Genomic DNA, 13,430 nt, shown 5'->3' on the forward strand with positions numbered 1-13,430 from the left:
GTCGACCGCGAGGATGCTTACTGCGCCGGCTGCAGGCGCAATGCGCGGTACGGCGGCGTGGCCAGGATCATTTCCGCCAGCGAATGGGCCAGCTCGCGTTCGGCCAGCACCGCGCCATCGGCACCGTGTTCCAGCAGGTGCGTCACCTCGGCTTCGCTGTGCGCGCGCGCCAGTACGGTCAGCTCCGGGTTGAGCGCGCGCAGCTTGGCGATGGCTTCGCCCGCTTCCAGCGGCTGCGGGATCGCCAGCACCGCGATCTTGGCCTTGTCCGGCTGCGCTTCGGCCAGCACCGCATCGGCGGCGGCGCTGCCGCGGATCGCCGGGATGCCGGCGGCGTGGGCCTTGATCACGTTGTCGCGGTTGTCGTCGATCACCACCAGCGGCACGCCGCGCTCGCGCAGCACGCGCGCCAGGTTGCTGCCGACGCGGCCGTAGCCGATCACGATGGCGTGGTCGAACGCCGCCAGCGGCGGGCCGGGCAGGGGCTCGGGCGCTTCGGCCTCCGGCGTGCCGGCGAGGTCCTGCTCGTGGCGCTTGTTCCAGGCATCGAGGGCGGTGAACAGGAACGGATTGGCCACGATCGACAGCAGCGCGCCGGCCAGGATCATGTCGTGGCCTTCCTGCGGCAGGATCTTCAGGCTCAGGCCCAAACCGGCCAGGATGAAGGAGAACTCGCCGATCTGGGCCAGGCTGGCGGAGATGGTCAGGGCGGTGCCCTTCGGGTGGCCGAACGCGCGCACGATGGCGTAGGCCGCTACCGACTTGCCGACCACGATGATCAGGAAGGTCGCCAGCACCTGCAGCGGGTAGTTCACGATGATGCTCGGGTCGAACAGCATGCCGACCGAGACGAAGAACAGCACCGCAAACGCATCACGCAGCGGCAGCGAATCGTTGGCCGCCTTGTGGCTCAGCTCGGACTCGTTGAGCAACATGCCGGCGAAGAACGCGCCCAGCGCGAAGCTCACGCCGAACAGCTTGGCCGAACCGAACGCCACGCCCAGCGCGATGGCCAGCACCGACAGGGTGAACAACTCGCGCGAACCGGTCGCGGCGACTTTCTCCAGCGTCCACGGGATCACCCGCTTGCCCACCACCAGCATCACCGCCACGAACGCGGCGACCTGCAGCAGGGTGATGCCGATGGCTTTGGCGATCGACAGCCACGCATTGGGCTCGGCCTGGGCGGCATTGACCGCTGCGCCACCGCCCGCTTCGGCCGCGGCCTGCGCCGTGCCGCTATCGCCCAGCGCGCCGGCCAGCGCCGGCAGCAGCACCAGCGCCAGCACCATCGCCAGGTCTTCCACGATCAGCCAACCGATCGCGATGCGGCCCTTGTTGGTGTCCAGCATGCGGCGCTCTTCCATCGCGCGCAGCAGCACCACGGTACTGGCCACCGACAGCGCCAGGCCGAACACGAAGCCCTGCAGCGGCGTCCAGTGCATCCACCAGGCCAGCCCCCAGCCCAGCAGCGTGGCCACGGCGATCTGCACGATCGCGCCGGGGATGGCGATCTTCTTGACCGACATCAGGTCTTCCAGCGAGAAGTGCAGACCCACGCCGAACATCAGCAGCATCACGCCCAGCTCGGAGAGCTGGGTGGCCAGGTCCTGGTTGGCGATGAAGCCGGGCGTGAACGGGCCAATGATCATGCCGGCCACCAGGTAGCCCACCAGCGGCGAAAGTTTGAGCTTGTTGGCCAGGGCGCCGAGCACGAAGGCCACTGCCAGGCCGACGGCGATGATGTCGATCAGGCTGGTGTCGTGATGCATGGCGTTTCCCCGTTAAGTCCGTTCCCGTGACCCGAGTGTCGCCGATGAGGCAGAGGCTGGGCAAATCGAAAATGACTCATCGGTTCATGCCGTCTATCAAAGATGACGCCAATGACAGCGACGACAGGCCGACCTTACGCCGCTCGCCGGGCATGCGTGGATGCTGCTTCAGCAGCAATGTTTTTTTGGCGATGGCTGATCGTGGCCGAAGCAGTGGCCACACAGCAGTCGCGATGTGCAAAAGAAAACCCCGGCGCGTGGCCGGGGTTTTCAGATCGAACTGATGCGTGCGTGGCTTACCAGGTGTAGGCGATCTTGCCGTACACGTAGGCACCGTTGAAGCCGAACGGCGAGTAGTTGCTGTACGGGAACACGCCGCTGGTGGAGTTCACGTAGCGGTTTTCGTCCGGGTAGGTGTCCAGCACGTTGTCCGCGCCCAGGGTCAGGGTCCACTGCGAGGTCGGCTTGTAGCTGGCGGTCACGTCGACCAGCCACTTGGCGGCGTAGGTCTGGTCGTTGGCCGGCGTGGTCGAGTTGCGCACGGTGACGCTGCCGTAGCGCGTGCCGGTCAGGCCCAGGCTCCAGTGGTCGCTATGCCAGGTGCCGCCGACGATCGCCTTGCTCTTGGGGAAGCTGTCTTCCAGGCGGCCGACTTCATCACGCCCGACCAGGCCGGTGGTGATGCCCAGGTCGGTCAGCACGCTCGGCGAAGCGTCGAGGTTGGTCACCTCGGTCTTGCCGTAGCTGTAGCTGGCGGTCAGGTCCAGGCCGCTGTTGGCGAACGGGATCGCGTAGGTGCTGACCACGTCCACGCCGCGGGTGCGGGTGTCGGCCGCATTGGTGAAGTAGCGGAACTGGGTCACCTGGTTCACGCCCAGGCTGGCCAGCAGCGCCTGCGCGGCGGTGGTGGTGGCGATGTTGGAGGACAGCAGGATGCGGTCGTCGATCTCGATCTGGTAGGCGTCCACCGTCAGCGAGAACTGGTCGGTCGGCTGCAGCACCAGGCCCAGGCTGTAGTTGGTCGAGGTCTCGGCCTTGAGCGGCTTGGCGCCCAGGGCCTGGGCCACGGCGGTGTCGGCCGGGAAGGTGCCGCTCTGGTAGAAGACGCCGTTGTTGATCGTGCTGGAGATCGCCTGGTAGCTCTGCTGGGCCAGCGACGGCGCGCGGAAACCATTGGAGGCGGTGGCGCGCAGCGCGACGCGGTCGGTGAACGCATAGCGTGCCGACAGCTTGCCCGAGACCTTGCTGCCGAAGTCCGAGTAATCCTCGAAGCGGCCGGTGATGCCGGCGGAGAACTTGTCGGTCAGGTCCGCTTCCAGTCCGGTGTAGAAGGCGTAGTTATGGCGATCGGCGTGCACAGAGTTGGCCGCGGTGAAACCGATGAAGCCCTGCGCGCCGCTGCCGGTGTAGGACGCCAGGTCGCCCGGCGACTGGTTCCACTTCTCGTCGCGGTATTCGGTGCCGAAGGACCAGGTCACCGGATAGGCCAGGCCCCAGTCCAGCGCCTGGGTGAAGTCGGCGTTGAAGATGTTCTGGGTGTATTCCAGCGCGCCGTCATAGAAGCTGGTCGGGCTGGAGGTACCCAGCGCGTAGTTGATCGAGTTGCGGGTGAAGTAATCGACCTTGTTGTAGCCGTAGTTGTAGCTGACGTCCCAGGTGAAGCCGCTGTCGTTGCTGCCCTTGACGCCGGCCACCAGCGAGCGGTCCTTGGAGTACTGGTTGATCTCCGGCACGTAGCCGTCCGGATAGAACTGCGCCAGCAGCGCGGTCTGGCCGCTGTGGTTGGGCGAGCGGTAGAACGCGTACGAGGTGATGTCGCGGTTGCTGGCGATCGCCGTCGCATAGGCGGTGACGTTCTCGCTGAAGTCGAAGCTGGCGTTGGCCGAGACCGCACCGGCGTTCACGTCGGGATCGCCGATGACGAAGGCCTTCTCGCCCACGCCCGGGTAGTTGCCGGTGTTGGGCACGGTGCCGGCGTAGGCGCCGGAGCGGTTGGTCGGATCCTGGCTGCCGACCTGGCCGGCCACGTGCACGGTGCCGCGGCCATCGGCGAAGCTCACGCCGGTGTCGCCGGAGAGCTGGAACTGCTCGCCGTCGCCCTTGGAATATTCGCCGTAGTTCACCGCCAGGCTGCCGCCCTTGCCGGCGCCCTTGAGCACGATGTTGATCACGCCGGCGATGGCGTCCGAGCCGTACTGGGCCGAGGCGCCGTCACGCAGCACTTCCACGCGCTCGATGGCCGCGACCGGAATGCTGTTGAGGTCCACCGCCGACGAACCACGGCCGATGCTGCCGTTGAGGTTGATCGCCGCGGAGGTGTGGTAGCGCTTGCCGTTGACCAGCACCAGCACCTGGTCGGGGGAGAGGCCGCGCAGCTGCGCCGGGCGCACGCCGCTGGTGCCGTCCACCAGCGCCGGGCGCGGGAAGTTCAGCGAGGGCAGGGCGCGCGACAGCGCGGTCGCCAGCTCGGTGGTGCCGGTGGCCTGCAGGGTCTCGGGCGAGATGATGTCGATCGGCGACTGCGACTCGGCCACGGTGCGGTTGGCGACGTGGGTACCGGTGACGATCACCGTATCGAGCGTGCTGGCCTTGGTGGTCTCGGAAGACGCGTCCTGGGCGAAGGCGGGCACGGTCGCCAGGGCGAACACCACGGCGGCGGCCAGGCGTGAGGGGGTCAGGGACATCGAAGAACTCCGTCGAATAGAAAGCCAGGACAACAAGGTCGATCAAGTGGCGCGAGGCCGGGTTGCTTGTTGACTACGAAGGCTAATTATTCGTTAAAGCTCGGCGCCGTGCCTACCAACCGATGGTTATCTGCTCATGACAAACCACCGGAAAATGCGGTGTTTTCGTCAATTGAGGTGCCGTATGGCGCGATGTGGCGTCGCATGGCGTTGCGCGGGACGGGGTGTTCCTTCCGTGCAAACAAAAGCCCCGGCATTGCCGGGGCTTTTGCGCTACGCGTGATGTCCGCGATGCAGGCCGGACGTCAGCGTGTGCTTACCACTTGAAGCCGATGTTGCCGTACAGGTACGCGCCGTTGAAGCCGTACGGCGAGTTGGTCGCATACGGCAGGTAGGTGCGTGTGCCCATGCCGGCCAGCGACTGGTCCGGGTACTCATCGGTCACGTTGTCGCCGCCCAGGGTGAAGCTCCAGTTGCCCAGCTTGTAGGTGGCCGCCAGGTCCAGCGTCCACTGCGCGGCATAGGTCTGCTGCACCGGGTTGGTGGTGGGCGAGTTGTAGACCACGAACTCACCCCAGCGCGTGGTGGTCGCGCTGAAGGTCCAGTCGCCCGGGCTCCACAGCGCACCCAGGTAGAACTTGTCCTTGGGCGAGCCTTCCTCGATGCGGCTCAGCTCGGCCTGGCCGATGCGCACCGCGGTGGGATCGATCGCGGCCAGCGCCGGCGGATTGGCGGCGACCTTGTCGATCTCGGTCTTGTTGCGGTTGTAGCCCGCGCTCAGGTCCAGGTTGCTGCCGGCCAGCGCCCAGCGATAGGTGCTGACCAGGTCGACGCCGCGGGTGGTGGTGTCCACCGCATTGGTGAAGTAACGACCGCCGCCGATGCCCGGGAAGCCATTGGCCTGCAGGTAGTTGCGCACCGGCACCGAGGTCAGGTTTTCCGACAGCACCACGCGGTCGCGGATCTCGATCTGGTAGGCGTCCAGGGTGACGTACAGGCCGTCGGCCGGCTGTAGCACCAGGCCCAGGCCGTAGTTGGTGGACTTCTCGGCCTTGAGCGGTTCGGCGCCCAGGGCGATGGCCGCCGGGTTGTCGGTGCGGAAGGTGCCGATCTCATACGGCACGCCGCCGATGAAGTTGGTGGCGATGGACTGGAAGAACTGCTGCGGCAGCGACGGCGCGCGGAAACCGGTGGACGCCGTGGCACGCAGCGCGACCGCATCGTTGAAGGCGTAGCGCAGCGACAGCTTGCCGGTGCTGGTGTCGCCGAAGTCGCTGTACTTCTCATAGCGACCGGCCAGGCCGGCGGAGAACTTGTCGGTCAGGTCCGCTTCCAGGTCCACATAGAACGAGTGGCTGTTGCGGTCGTACTTGCCCGAGTCGCTGGGCTTGAACCCGGCGAACACCTGCGCACCCGGCAGCAGCGCCCCGTTGGCCGAAGGCACGCCGCCGTTGACGTAGGACGCCACTTCGCCGGGCGACTCCTTGTAGTCCTCGCCGCGCCACTCGGCGCCGAAGGCCAGCGTCACCGGATAGGCCAGGCCCCAGTCCAGCTGCTTGTTGAAGTCGGCGTTCAACACGTACTGGCTCAGCTCCAGCGCGCCGGCGTAGAACTCGGTGGGCGAGGTCACGCCAAGCGAGTTGTTGAGCGAGTTCTTGACGTCGAAGGTGAGCTTGTTGTGGCCGTAGTTGGCCGACAGGTCGATGTTGAGGCCGCCTTCGGTCGAGGTCTTCAGGCCGCCGACCCAGGACTGGTCCTCGGACTCGTTGTAGATCTGCGGCAGGAAGCCGTCGGGATAGATCTCCGGGCGATTGCGGTTGTCGCCGGCGAAGCGGAAGTAGCCGTTGGACAGGATCTTGCGCTTGCTCGCCATGCCGTACGAATAGAACGTCAGGTAGTCGGTGGGCTTGAGCTCGCCGTTGTAGGAGAACGCGCCCTGCTCGACTTCCGGATCGCCGTAGCGCTGTTCGACCACGCCCTGGTAGGGCTTGGCGCGGTCGGTCTGGTTCTGGTGACCGGCCTGGGCGGCGAAGTGCACGCCGCCGATTTCGCCCAGCTTGAAGCCGGCATCGCCGGACAGCTGGTACTGGGCGCCGTCGCCAGCGCTGTACTTGCCGCCGCGCAGGCTGACGCTGCCGCCGCTGTCGCTGCCCTTGAGCACGATGTTGATCACGCCGGCGATGGCGTCCGAGCCGTACTGGGCGGCCGCGCCGTCGCGCAGCACTTCGACGCGCTCGATCGCCGCGACCGGGATGCTGTTGAGGTCGGCCGGGGCCGAACCGCGGCCCTGGCTGCCGTTGAGGTTGACCAGCGCGGTGGTGTGGTAGCGCTTGCCGTTGACCAGGACCAGGGTCTGGTCCGGCGAGAGGCCGCGCAGCTGGGCCGGGCGCACCGCATCGGTGCCGTCGGTGATGGCCGGGCGCGGGAAGTTGAGCGAGGGGATCGCGCGCGACAGTGCGGTCGCGAGCTCGGTGGTGCCGGTGGCTTCCAGCACCTCGGGGGTGATGATGTCGATCGGCGACTGCGATTCGGCCACGGTGCGGTCGGCCACGCGCGTGCCGGTGACAATCACGTTATCCAGGGTCTTGGCGTTCTGCTGGCTTTCCTGTGCCTGCGCGGGGACGGCCATCGCCAGGGCGATGGCGACGGTCAGGAGGGTTGGCTTGTACGTCATGGTGGCTCCGGAAGAAGAAGAGTTGCCCGCATTGCGTGAAGCGTTCCGGCCGCGGATCTGTGTCCAAGTGTCGCGGAATGTTGCGGTGCGAGACACGAATAACCGCTGCGCGGAGGCGGTGTCAACGGTTTCTTAACAAACAATCGTGTCAGCAAGACCCGATACACTGCGCGGTCTGCTGCAACCCTCTCCCGGAAACGTCACGTGATTTCGCTCCGCAACTTCGCCCTTCGCCGCGGCGAACGCCTCCTGTTGTCCAACGTCGACCTGACCATGCACGCCGGCTATCGCGTCGGTGTTGTCGGCCGCAACGGCACCGGTAAATCCAGCCTGTTCGCCGCGGTCAAGGGCGAACTGGAAGCGGACAAGGGCGATGTGGAGCTGCCGGGCAAGGTGCGCACCGCCAGCGTGGCGCAGGAAACCCCGGCGCTGCCCGATCCGGCCCTGGACTTCGTCCTAGGCGGCGATACCGAGGTGGCCGCCGTGCTCAAGGCCGAGGCCGACGCCATGGCCGCCGAGGATTGGGAAGCGGTCGCGGCCGTGCACCTGCGCATGGAGGAAGTCGGCGGTTACGACGCCCAGGCGCGCGCCGGCAAGCTGCTGCATGGCTTGGGATTCCCGGCCGATACGCACCAGCGCGCCGTGAAGGATTTCTCCGGCGGCTGGCGCGTGCGCCTGAACTTGGCGCGCGCGCTGATGATGCCCAGCGACCTGCTGCTGCTCGACGAACCGACCAACCACTTGGATCTGGACGCGGTGTTCTGGCTGGAGCAGTGGCTGCTCAAGTACCCGGGCACGCTGCTTCTGATTTCGCACGACCGCGAGTTCTTGGACAACGTCGCCACCCACACGCTGCACCTGCACGGCGGCGGCGCGAAGCTTTACGTCGGCGGCTATACGGATTTCGAACGCCAGCGCACCGAACACCTGCGCCAACAGCAGATCCAGCACGAGAAGGCCGAGGCCGAGCGCGCGCACCTGCAGAGCTTCATCGATCGCTTCAAGGCGCAGGCCAGCAAAGCCAGCCAGGCCCAGAGCCGGATCAAGCGCCTGGCCAAGATGGCCGGCACCGAGGCGGTGCGCGCCGAGCGCGAGTTCCGCATCGAGTTCTCCGAGCCGGCGCGCCTGCCGTACTCGCTGATCCGCCTCAACGATGCCGACTGCGGTTACGGCGACGATTCGGTAATCCTGCACAACGTCGGCTTCGGCCTGGAGGCAGGCGACCGCATCGGCCTGCTCGGTCCTAACGGCGCGGGTAAGTCGACGCTGGTGAAAACGCTGGTCGGCGAGATCGCGCCGATCCGCGGCGAGCGCAGCGCGCATCCGGACCTGCGCATCGGCTACTTCGCCCAGCACACCGTGGAGTCGCTGCACGAGGGCCAGTCGCCGATCGACCATTTCCGCGAGATCTCGCCGGATGCCTCGACGCAGTCGTTCCGTGACTTTTTGGGCAAGTGGAATTTCCCCGGCGACCGCGCGTTCGAAGTGGTCGATGGTTTCTCCGGCGGCGAGCGTGCGCGCCTGGCGCTGGCGCTGATCGCCTGGCAGCAGCCCAACGTGCTGCTGCTCGACGAACCGACCAACCACCTCGATCTGGAAATGCGCGAAGCGCTGGCAGAAGCGCTGAGCATCTTCGAAGGCGCGATCGTGATGGTCAGCCATGATCGCCATCTGATCGGCCTGGTCTGTGACACCTTCTGGCGCGTGGCCGATGGCGTGGTCGAGCCGTTCGCTGGCGACCTGGACGAATACGCCGCCTGGCTGCGCACGCGTCCCAACGCGCAGGGCACCAAGCAGAAGATGGCGCAGGCGGCGCCTACGCCACCGCCGCCGACTCCGCCGGTCTCGCAGAAGAAGCCGCCGAACCCGCACAAGCTCAAAGCCGCCGAAGAAAAAGTCGCCCAGCTCGAAGCAGCGGTCGCCGCGATCGATGCACAGCTCGCCGATCCGACCAATGCGGCCAATGGCAGCAAGCTGGCCGACCTGGGTCGCCAACGCGAGATGACCGCGGCCGACCTGGCCAAGGCCGAAGCGGCCTGGATGTCGCTGTACGACGACGCGGCGTAAGGCCTGTCTCCTTTCCTTTCGCGAAGCGAAGGGGAGGGCCGGGGTGGGGTGCCTTGGTCTTTGCTCTTGCTGTTTCAGTTGCGGCAGTGCGAAGAGCCAACCCCTCCCCCTCAGTCGCTAGAACGCGACTTCGAGCTCCGCTTCGCTACGCGAAAGGGAGGGGGAAAAAATCCCAACGCCACACAGCAGAAAGGCCGCTTCTCAGCGGCCTTTCTGTTTCCAGCGATGTCGCCGAAGCGACTTACTTCAGCTTGGCATCCGCGCGCAGGGCGTCGGCGCGGTCGGTCTTTTCCCACGAGAACGCGGTGGCCGAATGCGACTTGCCGGCACCGTCGGTGTAGGTGAAGTCCTTGGCCTTGCGGCCGAAGTGACCGTAAGCGGCGGTCTGCTGGTACATCGGGTGGATCAGATCCAGCATCTGGATGATGCCGTACGGGCGCAGGTCGAAATGCTTGCGGATCAGCTTTTCGATCTTCTCGTCGGCGATCTTGCCGGTGCCGAAGGTGGTGACCGAGATCGAGGTCGGCTCGGCCACGCCGATGGCGTAGGAGACCTGCACTTCGCAGCGATCGGCCAGGCCGGCGGCCACGACATTCTTGGCGACGTAACGCGCGGCGTAGGCAGCCGAACGGTCGACCTTGGACGGGTCCTTGCCGGAAAACGCGCCACCACCGTGACGGGCCCAGCCGCCGTAGGTGTCGACGATGATCTTGCGGCCGGTCAGGCCGCAGTCGCCCACCGGGCCGCCGATGATGAACTTGCCGGTCGGGTTGATGTGGAACTTGGTGCCCTTGTGCAGCCACTTGGCCGGCAGCACCGGCTTGATGATCTCTTCGCGCACGGCTTCGATCAGGTCTTTCTGCTTGACGCCCGGATCGTGCTGGGTCGACAGGACGACCGCGTCGATCGCCGTGGCCACGCCGTCTTCATAGCGCAGGGTGACCTGCGACTTGGCGTCCGGACGCAGCCAGGACAGCGGCGAGTTCTTCTTCTTGCGGATCTGCGCCTGGCGCTCGACCAGACGGTGCGACAGGTGGATCGCGGCCGGCATGTAGCTGTCGGTCTCGTTGGTCGCATAGCCGAACATCAGGCCCTGGTCGCCGGCGCCCTGCTGCTCGGGGCTCTTGCGGTCCACGCCCTGGTTGATGTCGGGGGACTGCTTGCCGATCAGGTTCAGCACGCCACAGGTCTCGCCGTCGAAGCCGACCTCGGAGCTGTTGTAGCCGATGTCCAGGATGACCTTGCGGGTCAGCGCTTCCAGGTCGATCCAGGCGCTGGTGGTCACTTCGCCGGCCACGATCGCCACGCCGGTCTTGACCAGCGTTTCGCAGGCCACGCGCGCGCGCTTGTCCTGCGCGAGGATCGCGTCGAGGACGGCGTCGGAGATCTGGTCGGCGATTTTGTCCGGATGGCCCTCGGAGACCGATTCGGATGTGAACAGGTAGCTGGACATCAGGCTTATATCCTTCAATGCGGATGAAAAGATGGCCGCGCATGATACACGCGTGCGGGGCTCGGCGCATGTTGGCGCGCCGCTTGTTGCCGTGGCGTTACTTTGCGTCGTGGCGGTGACAGCCCGGCGTCAGTGCGGCTGATCGCCGTGTCATCGGCCCGACGCAGCAATGACATGTGCCTGTCGTCGCCCATGCCAAGACTGGCGTTCCAGACAGCCGCTGCCTCGCCAGGCCTCCCATGCGACCTCTGGAAGACACCCTCATCGAACGTTACCCGCGCTGGTTCGGCGGGCGCCGCGGCGCGATCACGCGCCCGCTGCTGCGCCGTTGGGGCCACTGGTCGGGCATCGACCAGGCGCAGGCCTTCCTGCGCCAGACCGCGGACCTGGACGGCTGGCAGTTCGTCGCCGCCTCGCATGATTTCCTGAAACTGGACCTGCAGGCCGATCCGCAGGCGCTGGCGCGGATCCCGGCCAGCGGCCCGCTGCTGGTGATCGCCAACCACCCGTCCGGCGCGCGCGATGCGATGGCGCTGCTGGGCCTGGTCGGCCAGGTGCGGCGCGACGTGCGCATCATCGCCAACCACCTGCTGGCCCATATCGGGCCGTTGAAGGAACTGCTGTTGCCGGTGCGCGTGTTCGGCGGCCAGGCCGAGGCGGGCAGCCTGCGCGCGGTGCGCAGCGCATTGGCGGCGGGGCAGTGCGTGATCGTGTTTCCGGCGGGCGAAGTGTCGCGCCTGCATCCGCTGGGCGTGCGCGACGGGCGCTGGCGCGCAGGCTTCGCCCGGTTCGCGCGTGCGACCGGCGCGCCGGTGCTGCCGATCCGCGTGGAGGCGCGTAACTCGGCGCTGTTCTATGGCGCCTCGGCGGTGTTCAAGCCGGTCGGTACCGCGCTGTTGCCGCGCGAGATGTTCGCCCGCCGCAAGCAGCCGCTGAAGCTGCATGTCGGCCACGCCCGCACGCTGGACGCCAACGGCGATGACGAGGCCGCGATTCGCCAGTTGCGCCGCGCGCTGTACGCGCTGGGGCGTCGCGCCGATGCGCGCGCCGACACACTGGCGCCGCTGGCCGAGCCGGTGCCCGTTGCTGAGCTGCGTGCCGCGGTCGCCACGCTGCCGACCTTCGGCAACACCCGCGACGGCCGCACGATCATTGCCGGCCGGCTTGAAGCCGACTCGCCGCTGCTGCGTGAGATCGGCCGCCTGCGCGAACTCACCTTCCGCCAGGTCGGCGAGGGCACCGGCCGCGCGCTGGACCTGGACGACTACGACACCTGGTACGACCACATCGTGCTGTGGGATGACGCGGCTGGCGCAGTCGCCGGCGCGTATCGCGTGGCGCGTGGCGCGCAGGTGCTGGCCCAGCGCGGACTGGCCGGGCTGTACACCGCCTCGCTGTTCGACTGGTCCGAGGCGGCGCTGCCGCGCATCGCGCAGGGCATGGAGCTGGGCCGCAGCTTCGTGACGCCGGCCTACTGGAACAGCCGCAGCATCGACCAGCTCTGGCAGGGCATCGGCGCGTACCTCACCGCGCATCCGCAGGTGCGTTATTTGTTCGGCGCGGTGTCGATCAGCGCGGCGCTGCCGTGCGCGGCGCGCGAGCAGATCGTCGCCTACTACCAGCAGTTCCACGGACATGGCACGGAAGCCACGGCGCGCAAGCCGTTCCGTTTCAGCGATGCGCCGCCGGAGTTCGAAGCGATGGATGCGGCCACGGCGTTCGCGGTGTTGCGCGGCAACCTGGATGCGCTGGGCGCGCAGCTGCCGATGCTGTTCCGGCAGTACACCGACCTGTGCGAGCCGGGCGGCGCGCGCTTCCTGGCCTTTGGCGTGGATGCGGATTTCGCCGGCTGCGTCGATGGCCTGATCGAACTGGACCTCGAACGCATGAGCGCGCGCAAGCGCCAGCGTTACCTCGGATCTTCCCCGCAGGAGCAAGCCGCATGAACCGCGCCGTGTTCGTCTCCGATGTGCATCTTGGGTCCACGCATTGCCACGCCGCCGAGTTCGCCGATTTCCTCGGGCGGGTGAAGTGCCGGCAGCTGTATCTGGTCGGCGACATCGTCGACCTGTGGTGGATGTCGCAGCGGCGCGCGCGCTGGGATGCCGCGCACCAGCGCGTGGTCGAGGCGCTGCATGCGCTGGCCCGCAACGGCACCGAGCTGATCTACGTGCCGGGTAATCATGACCGCGCCGCGCGCCGCTTCTGCGGGCTGATGCTGCCGGCGATGCAGGTGCGCCGGCGCGTGATCCACACCACCGCCGATGGTCGCCGCCTGCTGGTGGTGCACGGCGACGACTACGACGCGGTGACGCATTTCGGCGGGCTGCAGGAGCAGTTCGGCGATTGGCTGTACTACCGCATCCTCACCGGCAACCGGCTGGTCAACCGGATGCGGCGCCGCTTCGGCCTGCGCTACTGGTCGCTGGCCGAATACCTCAAGCGCAAGAGCGTGGCGGCCGAGCGCTATATCGCGCGCTTCGTGCAGGCCGGGCTGGACGACGTGCGCACGCGCGGGCTGGATGGCATCGTCTGCGGGCACATCCATCGTGCCGCGCTGATCCGCCAGGACGGGCTGGTCTACGCCAACGATGGCGACTGGGTCGAAAGCCTCACCGCGCTGTGCGAAACCCACGACGGCACGCTGCAGCTGCTCTCGCACACCGGCCAGGTGTTGAGCGAACTGCCCGCGCGCCTGCGCGCGGTGCCCGACGCCACGCTGCCGCGCGCTGCCTGAGCGCCATGCAGGGCAGGGACGCCGATGCGCGTGCGTCGCGGCT

7 protein-coding genes are annotated in these 13,430 nt (G+C 67.2%); 3 read left to right on the forward strand and 4 right to left on the reverse strand.

Going from position 1 to position 13,430, the window contains the following annotated elements; all coding sequences use genetic code 11:
• Window positions 1-17 precede the first annotated feature (17 nt).
• From ybaL to BMZ17_RS11130, 3 genes are all read right to left on the reverse strand, one after another.
• Entirely contained in the window at window positions 18-1,772 is a 1,755-nt protein-coding gene (gene ybaL, locus BMZ17_RS11120; RefSeq protein WP_093138640.1) for a YbaL family putative K(+) efflux transporter, read from the reverse strand.
• Window positions 1,773-2,068: 296 nt separating this feature from the next.
• The gene (locus BMZ17_RS11125) at window positions 2,069-4,456 is read right to left on the reverse strand and encodes a TonB-dependent receptor plug domain-containing protein (protein WP_093138641.1); all 2,388 of its coding nucleotides are present in this window, start codon (window positions 4,454-4,456) and stop codon (window positions 2,069-2,071) included.
• A gap of 316 nt (window positions 4,457-4,772) precedes the next feature.
• Window positions 4,773-7,130: a TonB-dependent receptor plug domain-containing protein gene (locus tag BMZ17_RS11130; RefSeq protein WP_093138642.1), complete on the reverse strand. Its 2,358-nt coding sequence runs from the start codon at window positions 7,128-7,130 to the stop codon at window positions 4,773-4,775.
• A gap of 204 nt (window positions 7,131-7,334) precedes the next feature.
• Here BMZ17_RS11130 and BMZ17_RS11135 point away from each other — a divergent pair, with 204 nt between their 5' ends.
• Window positions 7,335-9,197 (forward strand): ABC-F family ATP-binding cassette domain-containing protein, encoded by a 1,863-nt coding sequence (locus BMZ17_RS11135; RefSeq protein WP_093138643.1) that lies wholly within the window; start codon window positions 7,335-7,337, stop codon window positions 9,195-9,197.
• A 241-nt stretch (window positions 9,198-9,438) separates the two neighbouring features.
• On the opposite strand, the gene metK is transcribed toward BMZ17_RS11135, so the two are convergent.
• A complete protein-coding gene (gene metK, locus BMZ17_RS11140; RefSeq protein WP_093138644.1) occupies window positions 9,439-10,650 on the reverse strand; it encodes a methionine adenosyltransferase in 1,212 nt (403 codons plus the stop codon).
• 239 nt (window positions 10,651-10,889) lie between these two features.
• On the opposite strand from metK, the gene BMZ17_RS11145 reads away from it, so the two are divergent.
• On the forward strand, window positions 10,890-12,596 hold the full coding sequence (locus BMZ17_RS11145; protein WP_093138645.1) for a bifunctional ornithine lipid synthase OlsF: 1,707 nt from the start codon (window positions 10,890-10,892) through the stop codon (window positions 12,594-12,596).
• Window positions 12,593-13,387: a UDP-2,3-diacylglucosamine diphosphatase gene (locus tag BMZ17_RS11150; protein ID WP_093138646.1), complete on the forward strand. Its 795-nt coding sequence runs from the start codon at window positions 12,593-12,595 to the stop codon at window positions 13,385-13,387. The genes BMZ17_RS11145 and BMZ17_RS11150 overlap by 4 nt, the downstream gene beginning before the upstream one ends.
• Window positions 13,388-13,430: the final 43 nt, after the last annotated feature.

This window comes from Pseudoxanthomonas sp. GM95 (genome assembly GCF_900109775.1).
Lineage (GTDB): Bacteria > Pseudomonadota > Gammaproteobacteria > Xanthomonadales > Xanthomonadaceae > Pseudoxanthomonas_A.